At 73.5% G+C, this 24064-nt stretch carries 25 protein-coding genes and 5 tRNA genes; 20 read left to right on the forward strand and 10 right to left on the reverse strand.

Annotated features, from left to right (window positions below; all coding sequences use genetic code 11):
- Nucleotides 1–9: 9 nt before the first annotated feature.
- Both PV410_RS10505 and PV410_RS10510 read left to right on the forward strand, forming a co-directional pair.
- Nucleotides 10–168, forward strand: coding sequence for a hypothetical protein (locus tag PV410_RS10505; protein WP_500323805.1), 159 nt, complete (start codon nucleotides 10–12; stop codon nucleotides 166–168).
- A gap of 29 nt (nucleotides 169–197) precedes the next feature.
- A complete protein-coding gene (locus PV410_RS10510) occupies nucleotides 198–494 on the forward strand; it encodes a DUF4190 domain-containing protein (protein ID WP_499515149.1) in 297 nt (98 codons plus the stop codon).
- A 130-nt stretch (nucleotides 495–624) separates the two neighbouring features.
- Here PV410_RS10510 and PV410_RS10515 read toward each other — a convergent pair whose 3' ends face one another.
- Nucleotides 625–2028: a helix-turn-helix domain-containing protein gene (locus tag PV410_RS10515; protein WP_500323806.1), complete on the reverse strand. Its 1404-nt coding sequence runs from the start codon at nucleotides 2026–2028 to the stop codon at nucleotides 625–627.
- Between the two features lie 208 nt (nucleotides 2029–2236).
- Here PV410_RS10515 and PV410_RS10520 point away from each other — a divergent pair, with 208 nt between their 5' ends.
- The gene (locus PV410_RS10520) at nucleotides 2237–2863 is read left to right on the forward strand and encodes a hypothetical protein (protein ID WP_500323807.1); all 627 of its coding nucleotides are present in this window, start codon (nucleotides 2237–2239) and stop codon (nucleotides 2861–2863) included.
- A gap of 85 nt (nucleotides 2864–2948) precedes the next feature.
- Here the strand turns inward: PV410_RS10520 and PV410_RS10525 are convergent, their stop codons facing one another.
- Entirely contained in the window at nucleotides 2949–4562 is a 1614-nt protein-coding gene (locus PV410_RS10525) for an ABC-F family ATP-binding cassette domain-containing protein (protein WP_500323808.1), read from the reverse strand.
- Nucleotides 4563–4832: 270 nt separating this feature from the next.
- Here PV410_RS10525 and PV410_RS10530 point away from each other — a divergent pair, with 270 nt between their 5' ends.
- Together PV410_RS10530 and PV410_RS10535 are read left to right on the forward strand one after the other, a co-directional pair.
- Complete coding sequence (locus PV410_RS10530; protein WP_500323809.1) at nucleotides 4833–5222, forward strand: hypothetical protein; 390 nt, start codon at nucleotides 4833–4835, stop codon at nucleotides 5220–5222.
- Nucleotides 5223–5237: 15 nt separating this feature from the next.
- Nucleotides 5238–5311 (forward strand) — tRNA-Met (locus PV410_RS10535).
- A 73-nt stretch (nucleotides 5312–5384) separates the two neighbouring features.
- On the opposite strand, the gene PV410_RS10540 is transcribed toward PV410_RS10535, so the two are convergent.
- Complete coding sequence (locus PV410_RS10540) at nucleotides 5385–5654, reverse strand: DUF6343 family protein (RefSeq protein ID WP_500323810.1); 270 nt, start codon at nucleotides 5652–5654, stop codon at nucleotides 5385–5387.
- A 138-nt stretch (nucleotides 5655–5792) separates the two neighbouring features.
- Between PV410_RS10540 and PV410_RS10545 the strand changes: the two genes are divergently transcribed.
- The 8 genes from PV410_RS10545 to PV410_RS10580 all read left to right on the forward strand — a co-directional run bounded on the left by PV410_RS10545 (nucleotide 5793) and on the right by PV410_RS10580 (nucleotide 12594).
- Entirely contained in the window at nucleotides 5793–6893 is a 1101-nt protein-coding gene (locus tag PV410_RS10545) for an MFS transporter (protein ID WP_500323811.1), read from the forward strand.
- 35 nt (nucleotides 6894–6928) lie between these two features.
- Nucleotides 6929–7453, forward strand: a complete 525-nt coding sequence (locus PV410_RS10550) for a SigE family RNA polymerase sigma factor (protein ID WP_500323812.1) — start codon at nucleotides 6929–6931, stop codon at nucleotides 7451–7453.
- Between the two features lie 62 nt (nucleotides 7454–7515).
- A complete protein-coding gene (locus tag PV410_RS10555) occupies nucleotides 7516–8733 on the forward strand; it encodes a hypothetical protein (RefSeq protein WP_500323813.1) in 1218 nt (405 codons plus the stop codon).
- 157 nt (nucleotides 8734–8890) lie between these two features.
- Nucleotides 8891–10363: an FAD-binding protein gene (locus tag PV410_RS10560; RefSeq protein WP_500323814.1), complete on the forward strand. Its 1473-nt coding sequence runs from the start codon at nucleotides 8891–8893 to the stop codon at nucleotides 10361–10363.
- A gap of 29 nt (nucleotides 10364–10392) precedes the next feature.
- On the forward strand, nucleotides 10393–11124 hold the full coding sequence (locus PV410_RS10565; protein WP_500323815.1) for a tyrosine-protein phosphatase: 732 nt from the start codon (nucleotides 10393–10395) through the stop codon (nucleotides 11122–11124).
- Nucleotides 11125–11216: 92 nt separating this feature from the next.
- Nucleotides 11217–11693: an SRPBCC family protein gene (locus PV410_RS10570; protein ID WP_500323816.1), complete on the forward strand. Its 477-nt coding sequence runs from the start codon at nucleotides 11217–11219 to the stop codon at nucleotides 11691–11693.
- Nucleotides 11690–12043, forward strand: coding sequence for an ArsR/SmtB family transcription factor (locus tag PV410_RS10575; RefSeq protein WP_500323817.1), 354 nt, complete (start codon nucleotides 11690–11692; stop codon nucleotides 12041–12043). The genes PV410_RS10570 and PV410_RS10575 overlap by 4 nt, the downstream gene beginning before the upstream one ends.
- 5 nt (nucleotides 12044–12048) lie before the next feature.
- Nucleotides 12049–12594: a hypothetical protein gene (locus PV410_RS10580; RefSeq protein ID WP_500323818.1), complete on the forward strand. Its 546-nt coding sequence runs from the start codon at nucleotides 12049–12051 to the stop codon at nucleotides 12592–12594.
- Between the two features lie 49 nt (nucleotides 12595–12643).
- Here PV410_RS10580 and PV410_RS10585 read toward each other — a convergent pair whose 3' ends face one another.
- Both PV410_RS10585 and PV410_RS10590 read right to left on the reverse strand, forming a co-directional pair.
- Nucleotides 12644–12883 (reverse strand): hypothetical protein, encoded by a 240-nt coding sequence (locus PV410_RS10585; protein WP_500323819.1) that lies wholly within the window; start codon nucleotides 12881–12883, stop codon nucleotides 12644–12646.
- A gap of 13 nt (nucleotides 12884–12896) precedes the next feature.
- Nucleotides 12897–14048, reverse strand: coding sequence for an inorganic phosphate transporter (locus PV410_RS10590; protein WP_500323820.1), 1152 nt, complete (start codon nucleotides 14046–14048; stop codon nucleotides 12897–12899).
- Between the two features lie 175 nt (nucleotides 14049–14223).
- Here PV410_RS10590 and PV410_RS10595 point away from each other — a divergent pair, with 175 nt between their 5' ends.
- Nucleotides 14224–14859: a DUF4291 domain-containing protein gene (locus PV410_RS10595; protein ID WP_500323821.1), complete on the forward strand. Its 636-nt coding sequence runs from the start codon at nucleotides 14224–14226 to the stop codon at nucleotides 14857–14859.
- Here PV410_RS10595 and PV410_RS10600 read toward each other — a convergent pair.
- The gene (locus tag PV410_RS10600; protein ID WP_500323822.1) at nucleotides 14834–15211 is read right to left on the reverse strand and encodes an MmcQ/YjbR family DNA-binding protein; all 378 of its coding nucleotides are present in this window, start codon (nucleotides 15209–15211) and stop codon (nucleotides 14834–14836) included. The two genes, PV410_RS10595 and PV410_RS10600, sit on opposite strands and share 26 nt — an antisense overlap.
- 165 nt (nucleotides 15212–15376) lie before the next feature.
- A complete protein-coding gene (locus PV410_RS10605; RefSeq protein WP_500323823.1) occupies nucleotides 15377–16732 on the reverse strand; it encodes a M14 family metallopeptidase in 1356 nt (451 codons plus the stop codon).
- A gap of 176 nt (nucleotides 16733–16908) precedes the next feature.
- Here PV410_RS10605 and PV410_RS10610 point away from each other — a divergent pair.
- The 6 genes from PV410_RS10610 to PV410_RS10635 all read left to right on the forward strand — a co-directional run bounded on the left by PV410_RS10610 (nucleotide 16909) and on the right by PV410_RS10635 (nucleotide 19827).
- Nucleotides 16909–16981 (forward strand) — tRNA-Ser (locus PV410_RS10610).
- A gap of 16 nt (nucleotides 16982–16997) precedes the next feature.
- A tRNA-Glu gene (locus tag PV410_RS10615) sits at nucleotides 16998–17069 on the forward strand.
- Nucleotides 17070–17089: 20 nt separating this feature from the next.
- Nucleotides 17090–17161 (forward strand) — tRNA-Cys (locus tag PV410_RS10620).
- A gap of 15 nt (nucleotides 17162–17176) precedes the next feature.
- Nucleotides 17177–17249: transfer RNA gene (locus tag PV410_RS10625), tRNA-Ala, on the forward strand.
- A gap of 36 nt (nucleotides 17250–17285) precedes the next feature.
- Nucleotides 17286–18647, forward strand: a complete 1362-nt coding sequence (locus PV410_RS10630) for an SDR family NAD(P)-dependent oxidoreductase (RefSeq protein WP_500323824.1) — start codon at nucleotides 17286–17288, stop codon at nucleotides 18645–18647.
- 1 nt (nucleotide 18648) lies between these two features.
- Nucleotides 18649–19827, forward strand: coding sequence for a leucine-rich repeat domain-containing protein (locus tag PV410_RS10635; RefSeq protein ID WP_500323825.1), 1179 nt, complete (start codon nucleotides 18649–18651; stop codon nucleotides 19825–19827).
- Here the strand turns inward: PV410_RS10635 and PV410_RS10640 are convergent, their stop codons facing one another.
- The 3 genes from PV410_RS10640 to PV410_RS10650 are packed head-to-tail and all read right to left on the reverse strand — an operon-like array spanning nucleotide 19828 to nucleotide 24037.
- Nucleotides 19828–21684, reverse strand: a complete 1857-nt coding sequence (locus PV410_RS10640) for an ATP-binding protein (RefSeq protein ID WP_500323826.1) — start codon at nucleotides 21682–21684, stop codon at nucleotides 19828–19830.
- Entirely contained in the window at nucleotides 21681–23081 is a 1401-nt protein-coding gene (locus PV410_RS10645; RefSeq protein ID WP_500323827.1) for a vWA domain-containing protein, read from the reverse strand. The genes PV410_RS10640 and PV410_RS10645 overlap by 4 nt, the downstream gene beginning before the upstream one ends.
- Nucleotides 22970–24037, reverse strand: coding sequence for a hypothetical protein (locus PV410_RS10650; protein ID WP_500323828.1), 1068 nt, complete (start codon nucleotides 24035–24037; stop codon nucleotides 22970–22972). Before PV410_RS10650 ends, PV410_RS10645 begins: the two co-directional genes overlap by 112 nt.
- Nucleotides 24038–24064: the final 27 nt, after the last annotated feature.

The following is a 24064-nucleotide window of genomic DNA, read 5'->3' on the forward strand; positions in this document are numbered from 1 at the left end:
GCACACGCCGTGACCCTCCTCGTCGTCCTGGTCGCCATGGGGATCCTCCTGGGCACCGTCTCGTACACCTCGTCCTCCGTCTTCTTCGTCGCCGCGGGCGTGGTCGGTGTCTGGCTGCTCACGTTCTACGTCCGCGAGCGCGTCGGGCACCACCGCCACCACCGCTGACCCCACGTCTCCCAGGGGGGAACCCACCCATGGACTCCTACGTACCTGCCCGTGAGCGCGAACTGCGCGCCATGGAAGCCCGGTCGGGCTCGGACGGCTCCGACGGCATGGCCGTCGCCTCGTTCGTGCTGGGCCTGGTCGGCCTGCTGGCCTTCAACATCGTGCTCGGCCCCTTCGCCCTGATCCTCGGCGGCGTCGCGCTCGTCCGGGGCACCCGGCGTCCGGTCCGGGCGATCCTCGGCCTGGTGCTCGGCGCGGCCGACCTGATGGTGCTGGTCGTGCTCATCACCATGAACAAGGGCCTCATCTGGCCGTTCGGCCTCTGACCGCGAGGGACGCGGCCGACGGGAAACGGGGGAGCGGGTCCCCACCCTTCACGGGGGGGTGGGGACCTTCCGCACGTCCCGGCGCGGGCGACGCGGCACGGGGACGGGGCGTCGGGACGGGGCGCGGAGCCTAGTTGCGGGTCCAGCCCCCGGAGGACCAGTAACCGTACTCGGGGCGGCCCTTGACGCCGCTGGTGCGGAAGGGGCGCCCGCCGTCGTCGATGCGGACCGTGTCCGTCAGGCCGCCGGCGCTCCACTCCAGTTCGAGGAACCAGTCGCAGTCGCAGCGCACCGTGCGGGCGTGCACCCTGAGCACCAGCGGATCCTGTGCGGAGACCTGGTACGGGAGGCGGACCGCGGGAAGGACGTGCTCGCTGTCGGAGCCGTCCCGCGGCCGCGGCTGCGGACGCGCGGCGTCGAGGTCCACCGCGTACTCCGCGGGGGTCAGCGCTCCACCGCAGCCGTTGTCCATCGAGTACGACGACCAGCGCAGCGGGTCGCGTCGTTCGACGACGCGGACGTGCAGGGCCTGCACCACCACCGGCGTCGACCCGCGCCCCCGGATCGTGGCCTCGACGATGGTCGTACCGCCGTGCACGGCGCCGAGCGCGGCGGCCCAGGCGCGCGCGTCCTGGGAGACCGGCGGGGGAGGGACGTCCGCGGGGGGCCGGTCGATGAGGTAGTCGTGACCGCAGCCGTTCTCCCAGACGTGCGAGCGCACGCTCCAGACCAGAGGCCGCGCGGGCACCGGGGCGTGGGAAGCCGTGCTGCCGCCGGGGGAGCGCGCAGCGGTGTCGGTGCCGTTCGCCGACGGCGTCGTGGACGAGGCCTGCCCGGAGGGGGACGTGCCGGGCGAGGCCGGGACCGTGCCCGTCCCACCCGGCGAGGGGGGTGTGCCTCCCGCCCCGCCGGGGCGCGCGGAGGGCGAGGACGCGGCGTGGGCCGGCGGACCCTCGCCGCCCGTGCCGTCGGTCATCGCCAGTGCGGCGCCGGTGAGCACGAGCGCCGCCACCGATCCGGCGACGGCGGGCCGCGACAGACGCCGGCGCCAGGAGCGCGGCGGGCGCGGCGCCGGGACGGTGCCGATCGGGTCGAGTTCGACGGGCGCCTGCGGGGCCGCCTCGGGGCCGGGTGGAGGCGCGTTTCCGACGGGGGCGTTCCCGGCGGCGTTCCCGGCGGCGTCGTCGTCGCCGTTCGCGTCGGCCTCTCCGTCTCCGCTCCCGTTGCCGCTCTCGTCGCGCTCGGCCACCGCACCGCCGCCGCCGCCGCGGTTGCCGACCCGCCGGACGGCGTCCGCGAGCACCCATCGGCGGTGCAGCTCGACCAGTTCCTCCGGTCCCGCGCCGCACAACCGCGCCAGGCGCTCCACGACCGCGTAGTCGGCCGGTACGGCGTCGCCGTTGCAATAGCGGTGCAGGGTCGACGTGCTGACGTGGAGCCGGGTCGCCAGCTGCCCGTAGCTCAGCCCCGAACGGTCCTTCAGGTCACGTAAATACCGGGCGAAGTGCTCGCTGCCCGCTGCCGTACCACCCATGTCCCGCGCCCCCGACGTCTTCCCGTGTCCCGGCCGCCCGTTCCAGGGCGCTCACGTCTCCCCAGGCCAGGGTACGCGCAACCGTTCCGGCGTCCCGGAACCGGCCGCTGCTGTTGCCGGGTCGTGACGGCGCCGCGCAGGCTGAGGTGCAGTACCGGCGCCGTTCGGCGACGGTCCTCGTCCACGACCTGACCACGGGGGAAGCACCTTGAACCGCACACCCACCCGCCGCGCCGCCGTGACCGCGCTGGCCGCGGTCGCCGCCACCTCTCTGCTCGCCGCCGGCTCCGCCGAGGCCGGGGCCGCCGCGCCCACCGCGGCGCCGAGGTTCCTCGCGCCGAAGGAACTGCCGCCGTACCCCCTCTCGCCCTGGTACGCCGACCGGGTCACCGGCGGCCTGCCCGAGGGCGGCACCGCCTGCGCCCTGCGCGGCCTGCCCCGCAAGGGCGTCTCGCACCGCTCGTTCTGGACCGAACTGGACACCAACGCGCAGCAGGTCACCTTCACGACCAAGAACACCAAGGCGGCGCGTGACCTGGCCGCCAAGCTCCGCGCGTCCGTGCGGGGCTGCGCCGGCCGCTTCCTGGAGCAGAACCCGGGCTCGGAGGCCGACTGGAAGGACTTCGGCGCCCTCGACGTGGAGGAGGGCGCGCACGTCTACGGCGTGCACGTCGCGCCCCCCGAGTCCGAGCACAACGTCCGGCTCTACGGGATCGGCCGCGACGGCCGCACCGTCACCGTCGTCGAGTGGGGCCAGATGGGGACCCTCGACCAGATCCCGCTGAAGGCCTTCAAGAAGACCACGCGGACCGCCGTGAACAAGCTGTACCGCTGACGACCGCTGACGCGGAAGCGCGGCCCACGGACACCGGCGGCGGGGCCCCGGGGGGAGCCCCGCCGCCGGAGCGGCACCATGTCCGTCACAGCGGCTCGACGCGGGTGAGCCCGCAGGCGTCGAGCCGCAGCCAGCGCGTGACGCCGATGCCCCGCAGGAACGGCAGGTCGTGGCTCGCCACGACCAGTGCCCCCTCGTAGGAGGCCAGCGCCGTCGTCAACTGCCGTACGCTCGCCATGTCCAGGCTGTTCGTCGGCTCGTCGAGCAGCAGCAGCTGCGGCGAGGGCTGGGCGAGCATCAGCGCCGCGAGCGAGGCCCGGAACCGCTCCCCGCCCGACAGCGAACCGGCCGCCTGGTCGGCCCGTCCGCCACGGAAGAGGAAGCGGGCCAGCGACGCGCGGATGCGGTTGCCCGTCGCCTCCGGGGCGAACCGCGCCACGTTGGCCACGACCGACAGCTCGTCGTCCAGGACGTCCAGCCGCTGCGGCAGGAAGCGCAGCGGCACATGCACCTGCGCCTCGCCCGCCGCCGGCGGCAGTTCGCCGGTGATCGTCCGCAGCAGCGTCGTCTTCCCGGCGCCGTTCCGGCCGACCAGCGCGATCCGTTCCGGGCCGCGCAGCTCCAGGTCCCCGGCAGGCGCCCCGTACGCCGTCCGCAGGGAACGCAGCGTCAGCACGTTCCGGCCGGCGGGCACCGCGGTGTGCGGCAGGTCGACGCGGATCTCGTCGTCGTCCCGCACCGCCTCCACGGCCTCGTCCAGCCGCTCCTTCGCCTCCGCCAGCCGCTCGGTGTGCAGCACGCGGTGCTTGCCCGCCGACACCTGGGCGCTGCGCTTGCGCAGTTTCATCACGGCGCGCGGCTCCCGCTTGTTGTCGTACATCTTCTGCCCGTACCGCACACGGCGGGCCAGTTTGACGTTGGCGTCGGCCAACTCCCGCTTCTGGCGCCGCACATCGGACTCCGCGACGCGCAGCATGCGCTCGGCGGCCTCCTGCTCGACGGCCAGGGCCTCCTCGTAGACGGCGATGTCGCCCCCGTACCAGCGGACCCCGCCGTCGCGCAGCTCGGCGATCCGGTCCACGTGCCGGAGCAGTTCGCGGTCGTGGGAGACGACCACCAGCACGCCGTTCCAGGCCGCGACCGCCTCGTGGAGCCGCTGCCTGGCCGCCAGGTCCAGGTTGTTGGTCGGCTCGTCGAGCAGCAGCACGTCCGGACGGCGCAGCAGCAGGGCCGCCAGCCGCAGCAGGACGCACTCGCCGCCCGACAGTTCGCCGACGACCCGGTCGAGGCCGACGTGGCCCAGTCCGAGGCCGTCCAGTCCGGCGCGGGCCCGCTCCTCCACGTCCCAGTCGTCGCCGACCGCCGCGAAGTTCTCCTCGCGTACGTCGCCGGCCTCGACGGCGTGCAGCGCGGCCCGCGCGTCCGCGATGCCCAGGGCCTCGTCCACCCGCAGCGCGGTGTCCAGGACGACGTCCTGCGGCAGGTAGCCGACCTCGCCGACGACGCGAACCGTCCCTTCGGCGGGGGTCAGTTCGCCCGCGAGGAGCCGCAACAGGGTGGACTTCCCGGAGCCGTTGAGCCCGATGAGGCCGGTGCGGCCGGGGCCGACGGCGAGCTGGAAACCGTCCAGGACGGGAGTGCCGTCCGGCCAGGCGAAGGAGAGGTCGGTGCAGGTGATGGAGATCGTGGGATGTCCCATGTGGTCCTCCGGGGTGCTCGTGAATGACGACGGGTCGGCACACGGGGACACCGGAAGGCGGGCGCTGCACACAGGCGGCTGCTCACGGCCGAGGTCGCACACGGGCCCGCGCGGACGCCGGTTCGGCGAGCCGCGGACACGGTGTCCCTGACCTCAGAAGAGCAACGGCCTTCTCCAATCGGACGGTGGCAGGCCGGAGCAGAAGCTACGCCGGTGCCCGGGCCCCGGCAACGCATTTACCGGGCGCCCGGTCCGTGGGAGTGTGACGCCGTGACCTCCCGGACCACCGCGCCCGACGGCCGCGTCGCCTCCGTCCTCCGCTTCACCACCGAGCTCGTGGCCTGGGTCGCGACCCCGTGGGCCCTGGCCGGGCACTCCTGGCCGCTCGCCGCGCTCTCGGTGGTCGTGCTCGCCGGCCTGCCGACGGTGTTCGCCACCCCCGGGGACAAGGCGCAGGTGATCGTCCCCGTCCCCGGCGCGGTGACCGTCGCGCTGGTGCTGCTGCAGCTCGGAGCGGCCGTCGTCTCCTCCTGGGCGGCCTGGCCCGCCCCGGTCGCGGTGCTGGTCGGGGTCCTCGCGGCCGCCACCGTCGTGGCCGAGATCCCCCGCTGGCGGTGGCTGACCGGGAATGGATTTGGTCCTGGCGCCGACACCCCGTAAGGTTGCGTTCAACGACGCGGGGTGGAGCAGCTCGGTAGCTCGCTGGGCTCATAACCCAGAGGTCGCAGGTTCAAATCCTGTCCCCGCTACTGAAGCCGAGGGCCCGGTGCATCAGCACCGGGCCCTCGGTCTTTGCCTGCCCGTGCGTGTCCGGCCGTGCGCTCAGCGTTTGCGGAGCGGTTCGTAGGGCGGGACGTCGCGCCCCGGCTGCCAGTGCGCGCCCTGGCGGATGTGCCGGACGATCAGCACCAGGTCGGTGCCGGCGGCGAGCGCCAGCAGACCGAAGAAGACGGCCCACCCGGTACGCCCCAGGTCGGCGAAGAGCACCGTTCCCGCGATCGCCCAGACCAGCCCGAAGGCCGCGAGTGCGAGCCGCATCCGCAGTGCGCTGCGAGCCCGCAGGGGCTCGTTCCCGCTCCGTCCCATACGCATGGAAAACGCCTCCTCATCCGGTTCGTACCCGGCTACGCTCGTCCCATGACATGGCGACATTGATCCGCACCGGAGTCCCCACTGGCGCGCAGGCTCTACGCCTACGCCTTCCTCGAGGACCTGATCCCGCTCTACCCGGTGTACGCGGTGCTCTTCGCGGGCGCCGGGCTGTCCGAGGCGGGGATCTCCTCGCTCTTCGCCGTCTGGTCCCTCACGGCGTTCCTGCTCGAGGTGCCCTCGGGCGTGTGGGCCGACCGCTTCTCCCGGCGCGCCCTGCTCACCCTCGCGCCGCTGCTGGCCGGGGCGGGCTTCACGCTGTGGACCCTGTGGCCGTGCTACGCGTCCTTCGCCGCCGGGTTCGTCCTGTGGGGCGCCGGGTCCGCGCTGCGGTCCGGGGCACTGCAGGCCCTGGTGCACGAGGAGCTGACCCGTGTCGGCGCGGCCCACGCGTACGCCCGCCTCACCGGCCGGGCGCAGGCAATCGGCACCACGGCGGCCCTGGCCGCGACCGCGCTGGCGGGACCGCTCCTCGCGGCCGGCGGCGACCGCGCGGTCGGGCTGGTCAGCGTCGCGGTGACCGTGCTGACCGCGCTGGCCGCCCTCGCGCTGCCCGAACCCCGGGCACGCGGCGCCGGTGCCGACGAGGGCGGCGGCGCGGCCTCGTACGCCGGGCTGCTGCGCGAGGCCCTCGACCAGGCCCGGCACACCCCCGGCGCCGGGCGCATGGTGGCCGTCGTCTCCCTGGTGGCCGGCGCGACCGCGCTGGACGAGTACGTCCCGCTGCTCGCGCAGGCGACGGGCGTGCGGCCGTCCTTCGTCCCGCTGCTCGTACTCCTGGTGACCGCGGGGGCCACGGCCGGCGGCTGGCTCGCCGGCCGCGGTACCCGCTGGGCCCCGCTCGCACCGGCCGCCGCCGTGGTGTGCCTGACCGCGGGCGCGGCCGGCACGCATCCGGCCGGCCTGGCACTGGTGGCCGTCGCCTTCGGCCTCCTCGACTGGGCGACGACGGCCGCCGACGCCCGCCTCCAGGACCGCATCACCGACCGCACCCGTGCGACGGTCACCTCCTTGGCGGGCCTGGGCTCCGAGGCCGGAGCGCTCCTGCTCTTCGGCTGCTGGGCCCTGGGCTCCCACTGGTCCGGGCCGGGTCCGCTGTTCGCCCTGGCGGCGCTGCCGCTGCTGCTTCCTGTGCTCCTGCTGTGGAGATGCAACATTTCCCCACCCCCACGACGTCAGTGAGGTGAGGGCGACGCCGGACGACGACGGGGTGGGACATGCACGAGGACCGTACGAAGGACTTCCTGGACTTCGCGAGGACCCGCGCTGCACATCTCTTCCGGTCGGCCTGCCTGCTCACCGGCGGTGACACCCATCTCGCCGAGGACCTCGTGCAGGAGACCCTCGGCAAGCTGTACGTCACCTGGTGGCGGGTGTCCCGCGTGGGCAACCCCGCCGGGTACGCCCAGACCGTGCTCGTCCGCACCTTCCTCAGCCACAGGCGGCGGCGCAGCAGCGGCGAGTCCCCCACGGGCGAGCTCCCCGACGTGCCCGCGGACGCCGGCGGCTCCGACAGCGACACGGCCCTGCTGCGGCTGACCCTCCTGGACGCGCTCGCCCGGCTGGCGCCCAAGGACCGCGCGGTCGTCGTCCTGCGCTACTGGGAGGACCGGAGCATCGAGGAGACCGCCGACGCGATGCGGGTCAGCTCGAGCGCTGTGCGCAGCCGGTCGGTGCGTGCCCTCGCCAGGCTCCGCGAACTGCTCGGCGACAGCCTCGCGGAACTCGTCTCCTCCCACTGACTCCCCCCCACCGGCTTCCCTTCCCCTTACGACCTCTCCTCTCCTCCGGACGGTGGTTCACCATGCCCTTCGAAGACGACCTCGGCGCCGCTCTGCGGAGCACCGGCGACAGTTTCAGCACCGACAACCGCGCCCTCGTCGCGGCCGGCCTCGCGCAGGGCCGCAGCCTCCACCGCCGCCGTACGGCCGCCGTCGCGGGCACCGTCGCCGCCGTGGCGGCCGCGGGGGTGACCGCCGCCCTGGTCGTCCCCCGCGGCGGCGCCCAGGACGTGGGCCCGGCGACGACGGGCACGATCGCGAACTTCGGATGGGGCCCCGAGACGGCCTCCGACCGGAAGATGCTCGCGCTCTTCGAGGACCTGCTCCCCGCGGGCAGGATCCTGGCCGGGCACGCCACGGACACGCGGCCCTCGGCGCACATGGTCCCCAGGGCCCAGGTCGTCTGGGACGACGGTCACGGCGCGTCGACGATCGCCGTCGCCCTCAGTCGCGCCACGCCCGGCCAGGAGCGCACCCGTTGCCCCGACCTCACGCTCATGAGGGAGGGCAGCACCTGCACGCGCACGGAACTCCAGGACGGGTCGGTGCTGGTGGTCATCAGGACCTGGGAGTACCAGGACGAACGCACGGGGCCCAAGAACTGGCGGGCCGTCCTGACCACCCGTGAGGGCCACCAGATCGAGGCCGACGAGTGGAACGCCACCGAGCAGAAGTCCGAGCACACCACCCGGGACGACCCGCCGCTCAGCGCGGCGCAGCTCGGTGCCCTGGTGCGTGCGACGGAGTGGAAGCGCCTGTTCGCCGTGTTCCCGGAGGCTTCGGCCTCGTCCGGGGAGCCCCGCCCCGGATCCGGCGAGGTGAGCGGCACGGAGATCCTGAAGCGCCTCAAGGCCGTCATGCCGGCGGGCCTGAAGATCACCGCACCGGTGGGGGAGGACGGCTACGCCCACGTCACGGTGGACGACGGTCACGGGCCCACGCTCGTCGAGGTCAACGTCCAGCACTGGGCCGAGGAGGACTTCGGGGACCTGAACTTCTCCGACCCCCAGACCCTGCCCGACGGCACCAAGGTGCAGACCACTCAAGGGGCGGGGGACAAGGGCGGGGCCGGGATCCAGCAGTGGACCGCCGACACCCTGCGGCCCGACGGGCTGCGGGTCGTCATCTCGGAACTCAACTCCGGTGGCTACCACCGGCCTCCCACGCGCACCACGCCCGCCCTCGGCATGGACGCCCTCGTGAAGGCGGCGACCGACCCCCGGTGGGAGTCGCTCGGATGATCACCCGGGCGGCCCGCCCGGCGGGCCGCCCGCCATGGGGTCGGTTAGCGTCGCCGGTGGCCCCACGGGATTCCACGAGTCGCTGTTGACGGGGGGACAGCAGGCCTAGAATCCGGGACTGTTGCAGTGTCCACCGACCCGTTCAGGGGGAGCGCGCATGTCCCACCTCGCGTCCAGACGTGCGATGTTGCGGACGGCGGCGACGGCCGCGGGCGCCGTGGTCGTCGGATTCGACCCCCTGGGCCGCAGTTGGGCCGTGGCCGCGACGGCCGCGGACCGGGCGGACGGCACGCTGGCGGGGCTGCCCCACCTGGACGGGACGCTGTTCACCGACGACGCCTCCCTCGGCGCCGCCGCGGACGACTTCGGGCACATCGTGCACCGCAGGCCGGTCGCGGTGCTGCGTCCGGGGTCGGTGGACGACGTCGTCGCCATGGTGCGCTTCTGCAACCGGCACGGGCTGAAGGTGGCGCCGCGCGGCCAGGGCCACGGCACCTACGGTCAGGCGCAGGTCGACGGCGGGCTGGTCATCGAGACCACGCCCCTGGCGGGGATCGGCCCGGTCGGAGCGCACAGCCGTACCGTCACGGTCGGCGCCGGGGCCACATGGAGCGAGGTCACCAGGGCCACCCTGGCGCACGGGCTCACGCCGCCCGTCTTCACCGACTACCTCGAACTCTCCGTCGGCGGCACCCTGTCCGTGGGCGGACTCGGCGGGCAGAGCCACCACCACGGCGCCCAGGTCGACAACGTCACCGAGCTGCACGTCGTCACCGGGGCGGGCGAGTCGCTGCGCTGCTCCCCGTCGCGGCACCGGGACCTGTTCGAGGCGGTGCTGGCGGGCCTGGGGCAGTGCGCCGTCATCGTGTCGGCCACGCTGCGCCTGGTGAAGGCCCCGACGACGGTCCGGCACTACCTGCTGCCGTACCACGACCTCGGCACCTTCCTCGCCGACCAGCGACTGCTGGTCACCGACGGCCGGTTCGGCTACGTCGAGGGCCAGGTCGTCCCGGACGCGAACGGCGCCTTCCGCGGCTACGTCCTGGAGGCGGTCTCGTACGACGCCGCGCCCGACGACGCCGCGCTGCTGGCGGGGCTGCACCACGACACCGCGGGCGTGCAGACCGAGGACCTCGGCTACTTCGCCTTCCTCGACCGGCTCGCGGCCTCGGTGGCGGCGCTCAAGGCCGCCGGCCTGTGGGACTTCGCCCACCCCTGGCTCAACCTGCTCATCCCCGGGGACAAGGCCGCCGCCGTGGCCGGCGGCATCCTCGACGCGCTCACGCCCGCCGACCTGGGTCCCGGTGTCGTGCTGCTCTACCCGCTGCTGCGCGAGCGCCTGCACCGCCCCCTGCTGCGGGCCGGCCAGGACCCGGTCCCGTACCTGCTCGCCGTGCTGCGCACCACCCCGCCGCAGGACACCGCGACGGTCGACCGCCTCCTGGCCGCCAACCGGGCCGCGTACGAGGCCACCCGGGCGGCCGGCGGCACCCAGTACCCGGTCGGCTCCATCCCCTTCGGCCGCGCCGACTGGCGCGCCCACTTCGGCTCCGCGTGGCCCGCCCTGGCGGCGGCCAGGCGCCGGTACGACCCCCGGGGGATCCTCGTCCCCGGTCAGGGGATCTTCTGAGCGGGCGGCCCGCCCCGTAAGGTCCCCCCATGGGGAGACACATCGCGTTCGACCGACTGCACAACTTCCGCGACCTGGGCGGCTACCGCACGGCCGGCGGCCGCACGGTCCGCTGGGGGCGGCTCTACCGTTCCGACGCGCTCTCGAAGCTCGGGGGCACGGATCTGGAGCGCTTCGCCGCCCTCGGGGTGCGCACGGTCATCGACCTGCGCTACCCGTTCGAGATCGAGGCCAAGGGGCGCGTCCCGGAGGCCACCGGGGTCGCCTACCACAACCTCAGCATCGAGCACCGGCCCGTCGACCAGACCGCGTTCGGGCCGGAGGTCGAGACGACCGCCTTCTACGCCCGGCTGCACGCGGAGGTCGCGGCCGACGGCGTCAAGGAGCTGGCGCGCGCGCTCGAGGTGATCGCCGCCGACACCAGCGGGCCGCTGGTGTTCCACTGCGCGGCGGGCAAGGACCGCACCGGGCTGCTCGCCGCGCTGGTGCTCGGGCTGCTGGGGGTGTCCGAGGAGGACATCGTCGCCGACTACGCGCTGAGCGAGCTGGCCACCGCCCGCCTGCTCGCGGACTGGACGGCGGCCAACCCGGAGCGGAGCCTGCGCTGGCCCGGCTGGGGGAGGGCGCCCGCCGACGCGATGCGGATCTTCCTCGCCGGGCTCACCGCCGAGCACGGTTCCGTCGAAGGGTACGCCCGCGCGCGGCTCGGCACGGACGACGCCCTGCTCACCGCCCTGCGCGAGGTGCTGCTCACCGGCTGACCCCCCAACGTGCAACTTATCGGTTGCGCGATATGGCCTTACGTGCAACCCTGGAGTTGCATGTAAGGCTGTCCAGCGACGGAGGAACCATCATGAGCACCCAGACCCAGGACCGGATCGAACGGGAGATCAGCATCGCCGCGCCGGTCGAGCGCGTGTGGGACGTCCTGACCAGGCCCGAGCACATCGGCCGCTGGTTCGGCGAGGACCTGGGCGGTGGCGGCGCGCCCGCGGACGTGGACCTGCGGCCGGGCGGCGCCTTCGAGATCGACCACGGCTTCGGCGTCTACCCCAGCCGCATCGTGAGCGTGGAACCGCCGCGCTACTTCTCCTACCGCTGGGCCACCGCCTTCCCCGGCGCGGAGGCCACGCAGGACAACTCCACCCTCGTCGAGTTCACCCTCACCGCCGACGGGGACGGCACCCGTCTGCGGGTCGTCGAGAGCGGCTTCGCGGCCCTCGCCATCCCCGAGGACCGCATCCCGTACGCCGGGTACGAGAGCCATGCGCAGGGCTGGGTGGACGTCACGGCCGGACTCGCCACGTACGTGGAGAAGCTGCCCGCATGACGCAGACCCGTACCGAGGGCGAGGAGGACGTCTTCGCCGCGCTGGCCGACCCGATGCGGCGTCGCATCCTGGACGCCATCGCCGAGCACGGTGACACCACCGCCACCGTGCTCGCGGCCGAGCTCCCCGTGTCCCGTCAGGCGATCGTCAAGCACCTCACGGTGCTGGACCACGCGGGACTGGTCGCCGGGAGGCGCACGGGCCGGGAGATGCGGTACGCCGTACGGCCCGAGCGGCTGGTGGCGGCGGCGCGGTGGATGGACCGCGTCGCCGCCCGCTGGGACGCCCGGCTGTCGGCCATCAAACGCCTTGCGGAGGAACCCACTTCGCGGGACCCCGGTGTAACCTGAGCGCCGTGAACGGGGAGAGGCCGCCGGACAAGTTCTCCGGCCGCATAGGCGACGGTCGGATCAACTGGCAGGTGGGCCTGCTGCTCGTCGTCGTGAACGTGGTGCTGCTCGCGCTGGGCGTGGCATCGACCTTCTGGTTCTTCGGGCAGGACATCGGCATCGCGGGGCTGTCCGTGGCGCTGCCCGCCATGAGCCTGTGCACCTTCCTGGTGCTCTTCACCGACTCCCGCGACGTGCGCACCGCCGTGATGTCCGCCTTCACGGTCCTCTACTTCGGTTTCGTCGCGGCCTCGTTCAACAACGAGGTCGCGCGGGCGATGGCGGACACCTCCGGCTTCCTCGACGACGTCTACGGCAGCTTCAACACCTTCATGATCGTGATGGTGGGCTTCTACTTCGGCGGCAAGACCGCGGAGAAGGTCGTCGAGAAGAAGCACGCCGGCGGGCAGGCCCCCGCCGCCGCCCCGCCTCCGGAGCCCGCCGGGGACGAGCGCGGCACCGTCACGCCGCTGCCCGCGCCCGCCTCGGCCGTGGACGCCAACCCGGCCTGACCGGGCCCGGACCCCCGAGCCGGCCCTGCCGCACCTCGGCGCGGGTGCGTCAGCCGGGGACGATCAGGTCGATGCCGTAGGCCGCCACCGCCAGGCACGCCGCGAAGCACAGGGCCGCCACGGCCAGGGCCGTCTTCTCCTGGGCGTCGCGCGACTGCCCGTCGCGCGGGCCTCCGCCGCCGGCGCGGCCCCACGCGGCGACGCCCAGCGAGAACATCACCACGACGGCGATCGTGATGCCGAGGCTGGCCCCGAACACGCTGCCGAGGTTGCCCCACTGGATGTCCATGCGGATCCGCTCCTCACCGTTGCCCGGCCGAGTGGCCGGCGGGGCTCGGCGCCGGTGCACCGGGCCGCGTGTCGTTGACGTTCTCCGCGGTCACCGGGCGACGGCGCGACAGGAGGTAGAAGCCCGCGGCGGCGGCGACGGCCACACCCGCCACGAGCGCCACGCCCAGGTCGCCGTGGTCCGCGACCCAGGCCGCGACCCCGCCCACGGCCGCCGCCGCGGGGAGCGTCAGCACCCAGGACACGGCGATCCGCCCGGCGACCCCCCAGCGCACCTGGGCCAGTTTGCGGCCCAGCCCGGCGCCCAGGATGCTGCCGGTGCAGACCTGGGTGGTGGACAGCGCGAAGCCCAGGTGTGAGGACGCGAGGATCACGGAGGTCGCGCTCGTCTCAGCGGCGAAGCCCTGCGGGGACTCGATGTCGGTCAGCCCCTTGCCCATGGTGCGGATGATCCGCCAGCCCCCCACGTACGTGCCGAGCGCGATCGCCAGCCCGGCGCTCAGCACCACCCACCACGGCGGACCGGAACCGGGGGCGAGCAGTCCCCCCGAGATGAGCGTCAGCGTGATGACCCCCATCGTCTTCTGCGCGTCGTTGGTGCCGTGGGCGAGCGCCACGAGCGAGGCGGAGCCGATCTGGCCGGCCCGGAAGCCGCGCTTCACCTCGTTGCCCCGGGTCCGTCTGGTGATCACGTAGGCCAGGTACGTCGCCAGCATCGCCACCACGCAGGCCACGACGGGTGAGGCGACCGCGGGGATCACGATCTTCTCCAGGACCTCGCCGGCGTTGACCGCGGACGCGCCCGCGCCCACCCAGACCGCACCGATCAGCCCGCCGAACAGGGCGTGCGAGGAACTGGAGGGCAGGCCGAGCAGCCAGGTGACGAGGTTCCACAGGATGGCGCCCACCAGCCCGGCGAAGATCATGACGGCGGACACCTTGGCGTCGTCGACGATGCCGTTGGAGATGGTCTTGGCGACCTCCGTGGACAGGAACGCCCCCAGCAGGTTCAGCACACCGGCCACCGCCACCGCCACCCGCGGCGTGAGCGCGCCCGTGGCGATCGACGTCGCCATGGAGTTGGCCGTGTCGTGGAACCCGTTGGTGAAGTCGAAGGCGAGCGCCGTGACGATGACGATGACGATCAGAAAGGAGACAGTGGCCACCGCATACCTCCCACCCGGGTGCGGTGCAGTTCACCGGGCCCTTCGTAGCGATGTCGTGTCGGGATTCCAGGCTAGGCGAGGTGCCGGTGGGCCGCATGGCACGGCCCTCCGGACGGGCACGTCGCCGGAAAATGCCTGGCGGCGGGTGGCCCGTGGGGGGCACGATGCCCGCATCATGGAGAACACCGAGACGCCGTACCGCCTGATCAGGGCCGCGCACACCGAGGACGCCGTGACGGTCTATCAGGCGTACCGCCCCGAGATCGGTGACCACGCCGCGCAGCACGGGCGCTTCCCCGCGAGCTGGAGCCGCTCCCGGATGACGTGGATCAAGCCGTCGTTCCTGTGGATGATGTACCGCAGCGGCTGGGGCCGCAAGGACGGGCAGGAGAGGGTGCTCGCCCTCGACATCAGCCGCGACGGCTTCGACTCGGCGCTCCGGCAGGCCTGTCTGTCGCACTTCGACCGCTCGGTGTACCCCGACCGCGAGACCTGGGCCGAGCGCGTGCGCACCACGCAGGTCCGCGTCCAGTGGGACCCGGAGCGGGACCTCTCCCTGCGTCCGCTGCCGTACCGCTCGCTGCAGCTCGGGCTCACCGGCCGGACGACGCGCGACTACGCCGACCACTGGATCGTCCGGATCCGGGACGTCACCGCGCTCGCCCAGCGCGTCCAAGGGCTTGTGCGCTCCGGCGACCACGAGGCCGCGAAGGCGCTGCTGCCGCAGGAGCGGCCCTATCCGGTCGACGCGGCGACCGCCGCCGTGATCGGCGCGAGGACCGGGCTCAGCGGCCGTCCAGCTCCGCGATGAGCCGCTTCGGGGCGACCACGCGGTAGCTCTCCTCCACCCAGTCGCACAGCACCTCGGCGGCCGGCGCCGCCCCGGTGAGGGGGACCGTGACCCAGCCGGCCCCGCCGAGGCCGTAGCCGGAGGGCTCGGCGCCGGGGACCGACAGGGCGTGCTCGTGGACCTGGGGGTCCTTGAGCTTGACGTTGATGCCGGGAGGATGGCTGCCGTCGCCGGCACCGAGGAAGACGAAGACCTTCTTGTTGACCTTGACGACGCTCTCGCCCCAGGGGAACTCCTCGGCCGCGCCGGGCAGCGTGAGCGCGAAGGCGCGCACCTTCTCGCGCACGGCGAGCGGGTCGTGGACGGTGGTCACGGGGCCTCCCCGGGGCGGGCGCGGACGGCGGGCGACGGGCACGCGTACGCCCCGATCGTAGGACGGGGGTGGCCCGGATCCCGGGCAGGCGGGCCCCGCGACGCGCGAGGCCCCGCGACGCGCCAGGCGCCGCAGGGCCGGGCCGCGGGGGCCGTACCGGCCCGCTCATGAGCAGTACTGCGCCTCCTTGCCGATGGCGCGGTACATGCAGTCCGCGTTCTCCAGGAGCAGCAGCACCGCCTCGCGGTTGCGGCTGGTCTGGGCGGGGATCACCTCGTCGGGCGGGTAGAAGCCCGAGGAGCCGTTCGGGCCCGGGTACATCTCGAAGGTGTACGCCCAGATCCCCTGGTCGCCCCAGAGCCAGTCGTCGATCGACCCGTCGGTGATGTAGAGGTCGCTGGACTGCTCGGGGGTGTAGCCGTTGGTGGCGGCCATGGTGCGGCCGAAGGTGGCGAAGGTGTTGTACTGGTCGGCCGTCATCCCGGTGGTGGTGTTCGCGGTGGTGTAGCCGAAGGGCCACAGGACGAGCTGGCTGTAGGTGTGGAAGTCGATGCCCGCCGTGATCTGCTGCCTGCCGCCGACGACCCGGCCGCGTACGAAGTCCGCGACGAGCCTGACCTCGGGTGCGGACTCGGGGGACGCGCCGCGGTAGGTCTCGCTCGACTTGGTGCCGGAGGAGCCGCCGCAGCAGCCCCACCGGTAGTTCCAGTTGCGGTTGAGGTCGGTGCCGACGGCGGAGGAGCCGGAGTTGGGCTGGCGGTTCTTGCGCCAGCTGCGGTAGGAACCGGTCGCGATGTCGTACTCGCCGCCGTCCGGGTTGAGGTCCGGGATGATCCAGATCTCGCGGGAGTCGACGATGCCCTTGATGCGGCTGTCAGTGGCGTAGGTGTCGCCGAACTGGTGCAGCAGGTAGAGCGCCATCTCGACGGTGAGGTGCTCACGGGCGTGCTGGTGGTGGGTGAACAGCACCTCGGGCTCGGCCTCGTCGGTGCCGACGTTGTCGCTGACCTTGACGGCGACGATGTTCCGGCCGCCGTAGGAGGTGCCGATGACCTGCTGCCTCATGATGGCGGGATGCGCGGCGACCAGGGCGTTGATCTCCGCGGTCATCTCCGCGTGGTTGTGGTAACCGGAGTCGGAGCCGGGGAAGTCCAGCACCGAGGCGCCCCCGTCGGCGCCGCGGCCGCCGTCGCTCCCGGCGGGCGGACCGGGGAGCGCGGTGAGGCGGTAGCCCGCGGAGCGGAGTGCGGCTGCCTGGGCGGCGTTCGCGGTGACGACGGTGGAGTGGGTGCGGGCGGCGTCAATGGATACGCCGTGGGCGGCGAGCGCGGTACGGGCGGCGACGGTGCCGGTGCCGGCCACCTCGTACTGCCGGACGATCTCGTCGGCGGCGGCCGCGACGGGACGGCCGCCGGCGGTGGCCGGCGAGGCGTCGGCCTGGACGGCGAGCGAGGTCGCCAGGGCGCAGGCGAGCAGTGCGGCGGTGACCGTTGCCCGTCGGCCCGTTCGGGGGATGTGCATGGACGTCTCCTGGGTGTGGGGGTAGCGCAGGAGTTCGACCCGATCGTGCGGTCGTGGCATGCGCGCGTCAAGATGTCCACGGTGTCTTCGGCTGTGAACGCCCGGAACCCTCTGGTGGATTGGCCGGGGGCCGCCCTGAAGGGCCCTGCGCGGCGCCGGTACGATCGGCGCAATGCCCGGACGTAGCGCAGAGGCAGGCGCGCCGTCTTGCTCAGACGCATCACGCCGGTTCGAATCCGGCCGTCCGGGCAGTCGGTGACACATGGGGCCCGTAGGGCAGAGGCAGACCCGCCGCCCTCTCAAGGCGGATACGCCGGTTCGAATCCGGCCGGGCCCCCGATAGGATCATCGCAATGCCCGGATGTAGCGCAGAGGCAGGCGCCCCGTCTGCACAACGGGATCACGCCGGTTCGAATCCGGCCGTCCGGGCAGCCGGGGGCATATGGGTCCGTAGCGCAGAGGCAGGCGCCGCCGCCTCAGCAAGGCGGATACGCCGGTTCGAATCCGGCCGGACCCATCCCTCTTCGTCGCGGCGGGACATCGGGCAGGAGCCATGGGGGAGACGGGCGACATCACGGAGGCGGAACTCGCCGTCTTCGACGCGGTGGTGGGCAAGCTGCGCGCGCTGCCCGTCGACGATCCGGTACGGCTGAGGGCCGAGCAGGTGGCCGCGTCCTTCGCCCGTGACGGACGGCTGCGGCGCAGGAAGACCCGGCGGGACGGCCGGGCCATGGCGGACGCCGACGTCGTGGCGGCCACCGCGACCGGTGCGCGGGCACGCCGCGAGGACGCGCCCCTGGACGAGGTGGCGCAGGGAGGCGCCGCAGGGGAGTTCGCCAAACCCCGCCGCTGCTACGTCTGCAAGTCCTTCTACCGGCAGGTGGATGCCTTCTACCACCTGCTCTGCCCCGCCTGCGCCGCGGACAACACCGCACGCCGGCGCCTGCGTACCGACCTCGGCGGCAGGCGCGTGCTGCTGACCGGCGGCCGCGTCAAGATCGGCTTCCAGCTGGCCCTGATGATGTTGCGCGACGGGGCCGAACTCCTGGTCACCAGCCGCTTTCCCCGGGACACGCTGCGCCGCTTCACCGAGGCACCCGGCAGCGAGCAGTGGCTGCACCGGCTCACGGTCGTCGCCGTGGACCTGCGCGACCCCCGCCAGGTCGTCGGCCTGTGCGAACGGCTCCGCGAGACAGGTGAGCCGCTGGACATCCTGGTCAACAACGCGGCCCAGACGGTCCGGCGGCCACCCGAGTCGTACGCGGCCCTCACCGCGGGCGAGCGCGCGCCGCTGCCCGCCGGGGCGCGGCCCAAGGCCATGCTCACCGCTCCGGGTTTCGGCACCGCCCCCGCGCTGCCGGCGGCCGCCGGTCCCACCGCCGAACTCCTGCTGGCCGGGACCGACGAGGCCGGGCTCCTGCCCGACACCGCGCCGGAGAACTCCTGGTCGGCGGAGCTCGGCGGCCTCGACCCGGCCGAGGTGCTGGAGACCCAGCTCGTCAACTCCCTCGCCCCGGCGCTGCTCTGCGACCGCCTGCTGCCGCTGCTGCTGGCCTCCCCGCGGCCGCGCCGCTACATCGTCAACGTCACCGCGGTCGAGGGGCGCTTCACGGTGCGCAACAAGACCGCCGGCCATCCGCACACCAACATGGCCAAGGCCGCCCTCAACATGCTGACCCGCACCAGCGGACCCGCACTCGCCCCACAGGGCGTCCACATGTGCAGCGTCGACACCGGCTGGATCACCGACGAGAACCCGCTGCCGAAGAAGAACCGGCTGGCAGACCGGGGCTTCCGCACCCCACTGGACGTCGTGGACGGCGCGGCCCGGGTCTACGACCCGATCGTGCGCGGAGAGGCCGGGCACCCGCTCTCCGGCGTCTTCCTCAAGGACTACCAGGAAGCCGAGTGGTGAGATGACGGACGACCGGCCCCCGTACGCGGGCGTCCCCGAGACCGTGCCGCGCCCGCACGCCGACCTCGAGCCGCTGCTGGGCTGGCTGCGCGGCGGCGAGGGCGTGCCCGAACGCCGGGACTTCCCGGCCGGCACCGCCCTGCCCGACGGGCGCCTCGACCTGTGCAAGCAGGCGCTGGGCCCGGAGGGGGCGGCCGCCGTCGCCGAGGCCCTGCGTCAGGCACCCGCCACCGGTGCCGTACGCCACCTGCTGCTCGGCACCGACGGACTGGGCGACACGGGCGCCGCCGCCGTCACCGAACGCACCGGGGGCACCGGAGTCGAGACGCTCTACCTGGGCTGCAACGGCATCACGGCGGGTGGCGCCTGCCGCATCGCGGACAACCTGCGGGCCTCACCGCAGGCCGTCACCGGGGTCTGGCTGAAGCGCAACCCGCTCGGCGGCGGCGCGGGCGAGGCGGGTGCCGGACTCGTGGAGTCGGCACGGTCGTTGCGCACCCTTGACCTGGTGCAGACCGGACTCGACCCCGCGGGCCTCGCCGTGCTGGCCGACGCGCTGGTCGTCGCCGCCCGCTCGGGACGCGCCGTGGAGCGGCTGTTCGTCGGCGGCAACGCGCTCGGCACGGCCGGAGCCGCCTGCCTGGGGACTGTCATCACAGCGGGAGCCGTCGCCGAGCTGTACGTGTCGGCCGCCGGTCTCGGCGACGAGGGAGCCCTCGTGCTCGCCGAGGCCCTCGCCCGGGCGCCGCACGGCCGGCTCACCCGGCTCTCCGTGGCCAGCAACGGCATCGGAGCGGTGGCCTGCGCCCGCCTGGTCACCGCCGCGACGGCCGCGGGTGTGGAACTCGTGGACCTGGGGCGGGTCAAGGCCGCCCGCGTCCTGGGCGCCGCGGACAACCAGGTCGACGTCGAGGCGGCCACGGCGATGGCCGCGGCACTGACCTCGGCGCCGCACCGGCTGACCCATCTCGTGCTGGCCCACACCGGAATGCGCAGCCGGGAGGCGCACCGTCTGCTCGACGCCGCCCCGGCTGCGGCGACCGCGACGCGCTACGTCCTCGGCAAGGGCATCGCGACCAGCGTCCGGCGGCGGCTGGACGCGCTCAGCGCGCACCTGCCTTCGCCGGCCGTGCCCGAGGACGTCGCCGCCGTGCGCAGCGTCCACCGCACCCCGCGCTGATCAGCGGGGCATGCGGGCGAAGGTCTCGATCCAGAAGCGCTGCGTCTGCTCCGAGGCGCCCACCAGGTAGGTCGAGCGCAGCTTGGGCGGCAGCAACGCCACCAGCCGGGCGACGGCCTTGCGGTGCCGCTTGAGCTGGGACAGCTCCGCGTTGGCGATCACCTGGTGGACGACGTCGCTCTCGTCGTTGCCCTCCCCGGACTCCTCCCGGGCCCGTCGCAGCCGTGCCTCCCAGGCGTCCACGTCCCGCGCCAGTTCCCGCAGCCCGGTCACCGAGCGGTTGGCGAGCCGGTCGACCAGCGCGGTCAGCGGCACCGGGGCGTACTCGCCGTCGCCGAGGTAGACCGTGGCCATCTGCAGGGGCAGACCGCGTTGGTGGAGCTTGATCAGCCGCTCGATGGTGCGCTTGGTGATCCAGGCGCGGCCCTCGTCGTCGATGTCGTGCTTCCACCACTCCAGCACGGTCTCGGCGAGGCCGCCGTACCGCGCGATCAGCCACTCGTTGGCCGGGATGTCGCCCGGTTCGACGGTGAGCGAAGCCGTGAAGCGCGTCGCCTGGGCGATGTTGTTGCGGGACACCATCAGCCGGCGGCCCAAATGGTACGGCGGGTTCTGCACCGCTATCTGGGCACGCAGGTTCTCGATCGGGCGCCCCGCCAGCGACCACTCCTGCGTGATCTCCATCAGCTTGGCGAACGCGGCCTTGTCCTTGGGCCGGTTGTACTCGTCCCAGACGATCGCCTTCGGCTCGCTCCCGGTGAACTTCTGCGCCAGCAGGGTGTCCAGTGAGCCGTCCCGGTCCGGGACGGGCGCGCACAGGTCCTCGACGTTGGTGACCGGCAGCGAGAAGTACAGCGGGTCACGGCCCAGGTCCTCGCGCAGCGTCTCGCGCACCACCTCGGTCTTGCCGCAACCGGGCGGCCCCTGGAGCAGCACCGTCCACCGGTTGCGCAGCGCCGCCCGCACCACCGAGCGCACCGGGTCCGGCACGGTCGCCGGGTTGGGCACGCCGAGCTCCGTGGCGATCCGGTCCAGGATCTCCGACGTCCGGTCCTGCCCCGGCCTGCCGTCCGGCCGGGGCTCCGCCAGGCGCAGCCGCTCGCCGTTGACCAGCGGCAGCCCCCAGCGCAGCGGGAACCCCTCCCGCGCGTTGGCGAGGACGTGGTCGAGGGTGCGCGGGGAGAGCAGCTCGCGGACCGCCGGGCCGAGCGACGCCCACAGGGCGAAGACCCCGTTCAGGTCCCAGTCCCGGTACTTCTCGGCGAGCTTGCGCCGCCACGCCGTGTTGTTGGCGGTCACCCGCACCGTGACCATGCGGTCGAGGACGGCCAGGTCGCCGCGGCGCGCGGCCGTCTCGGACAGCGACTCGTTGTCGCTGAGGAACACCCCGACGCAGCCCAGCGCCCGCAGGTCGTACTCGCCGAGCGTCCAGTTGCAGGCGATCTGCATCAGCTGCGACTGGATCGTCTCGCCGGCCTGCAGCGAGTCGTCGATGAGCAGCACGAACGGGCGCCCCGGCCGCAGCTGGCTCATCACCAGCTGGCGCAGCACCAGTTCGTCCGAGTGCGGGTCACGGACCGGCGCGTTCACCAGGAGGTCGTCCGGGGTGAGGTTGGCAGCGGGCACGTAGACCAGCTCGGCGTGCGGATGGGCCTCGGCGACGTGCGAGAAGAACGTCGAGGTCTTGCCGATGCCGTGCTCACCGAAGACCTGCCCCGTCTGCCCCATGTCGATCATCGCGTCGATGAACGACTCCAGCCGGGAAGCCTCCGGCCGGCCCTCGGGCGGCCGTGGATAGGTGGCGTTGGCCCGCCAGGGCCGGGGGCCGGCCGTGGCGGTCGCCGCGGTGGTGGTCATCTCGCTCCTGTCGTCACGCGGTGGCAGGCCATGGGCGGGGTGTGGGCGTCGGGCCAGTCGTCGCCGCCCTCGGTGATCAGCCATATCCACTTGTCGGGCTCCTGCGGCGTGATGTGCGGGGCGTAGCCGTCGGTCAGCACGACCACCGCGTCCGGACGCTCCTCGAAGCGCCGCCCTCGGACTTCCGTACGCCCCTCCACGTAGTCGGCCACGGCCTGGAAGCTCGTGCCCCCGCCGCCGTACACCCGCTCGCCGGGGGCGAAGGGCATCACGACGCCGTCGAAGGAGAGCCAGTGGGCCTCCACGCCGTCGATCCGCCCGACGAGTTCGGTCAGCCAGGTGATGACGGAACCCGGCATGGACCCCGAGGTGTCGTAGGCGATGACCAGCACCTTGTCGCGGACGGGGCCGCGCCTTGAGAGCATCGGGTCGTGGCCGAGCGCCGCCAGCAGCGCGCCCCGCTTCTTCGGGTAGACCAGCCGCTCGCCCTCGCGCAGCTTCGAGGCGACCACGTCGACCAGCCACCGCTGCCACCAGTCCACCCGCCGGGTCCTGACGGTCTCGCCGCGCAGCGTCCCGGCGCCCAGCTGTCCCCACAGCCGGGCCGTGCGCTCCGAGGCGCCCTCGGTGCGGCCCATGAGGTCCAGCAGCTCGCGCTCGGCTCCGGTGTGCCCGCGGCGCGCGGCCAGCAGCGAGTTCAGCAGGGAGGAGGAGACCAGTGCGTCGATGGTGCCCTGGTCGCCCGGTACGCCCTCACCCTCGAGGTGCACGCACGACGACGTCAGGGGCACCGGTGGGTGCTTCATCCGCTTGAGCTCGGTGTAGACGCCCATGTCGGTCTCGACGAACTCCGCATAGGACAGGGGTGTCAGCCCCTGCTCCGTCAGATCCCGCTCGTACGCGGCGTGGACCTCGTGCGGATCGACCCCCGTCGGCCGGCCGTCCCGCAGCGGCAGGGCCTGCCGTCGTAGGCGGACCAGCGCCACGTGGTTGATCGCCACCTCCGCCGCGGTGGAGAAGACCGGGTCCTCCCGCAGCGCGGGCTCGGCGAACAGATGCCGGTGCACCACGTGCCGGGCCTCGTGGAAGAGGACGAACTTGACCCCGTCCAGCCCCAGGTCGACGAAGAACGCGGGGTTGTACAGCAGGAGGACGGAGCCGTCCCCCGAGGCCACCACCGCCGCGGTGTCCACGGCCGTGGTCGGGATCTGGTGCGGGCACTTGGCGTACAGCCAGGACGCGACCGCCGACTCGGTCAGCCCGAAGTCCAGCAGCGCGGCCTCCTTCAGCCGCTCGGCCTCCGCCACGACGACCGGATCCGCCGGATGCCACTGCTCCAGCGCCCGCCGGTCGGCGAGGTCGACCACGGGTCGTCGCCCGCGCTCGTCGAATCCCATGTCGGCCCCCCACGTTCGTGCCCCGGACCCTCCTGGCCCCTTGGTGACTCAGTGTTACCAGAGGCCACTGACAACGGGCCGTCGGCTTCCTCCCCGGCGCCCTCCCCGGCGCCCTCCGTGATCGCCCCCGCCGTCGTGATCAGCTCCGGCAGCGTGCCCGTGAACGTCGGCAGGAGCTGCGTCAGCACCGCCCACGCCTCGGTGTTGCCGCCCAGCTCCGTGCGCACCAGCGGCCGCAGCGCGTCGGCGGCCTCCGGCAGCCGCAGCGGGAACGCCCAGCGGCCCATGGCCAGGACGCGCAGGGCGTCGCGTGCCGGACGCGTGCCGGTCGCGTACGCCCCCGGGCCATCCACGACGCCCGCGTCACGGAGCCGGTTGGTGAACTTGCGATGCGTACCGAACTGCGTGCGCAGCGCCGGAGGGCAGTCGGGGCGGATCGCCAGTGCCCAGCGGGCGTAGCCCGGCAGCGGCTGCTCGCGGTCGGCCTCGGCCACCACGGCCCAGTCGTCCCGCCCCACCGTCAACGCGGCGGCCCGGCCCTGGGACATACCCGCCACGGCCCGCAGCGCGGCGACCAGCGCCTCCGGCCCGGCCGGCAGGGCGAGTTCCGGCGCCGGAAAGTGCGCGAGGTCCGCGTGCACCTTCACAGGGCGGGAGCGATCCGGCCCGTACGGAAGGCCGTTGAGGATGTCGTACCGGACGCGGTCGTCGGTCCGCCAGTGGTGGTACACCAGCGCGTTGGTCCGGGGATCGTCCTCCTGCAGGATCCACCAGAGCACCGACGCCGGCAGGTTGTGCCACAACGGTCCCCACATCAGGTGCTCCGGGGGCTTCGCGACGGCCGCCGGATCCTCCTCCGGCACACCCGTCCGGCTCCGCGCACGCGCGGCGAGCGCCGGGTCGACCAGACCCAGCAGGAAGCCCAGTTCGCCGGCGGACACCGCCTCGTTCAGCATGCCGTGATCGTCTCACCCGGCACCGAC

Source organism: Streptomyces sp. PA03-5A (assembly GCF_033792725.1).
In the GTDB taxonomy this organism is placed as follows: Bacteria; Actinomycetota; Actinomycetes; order Streptomycetales; family Streptomycetaceae; genus Actinacidiphila.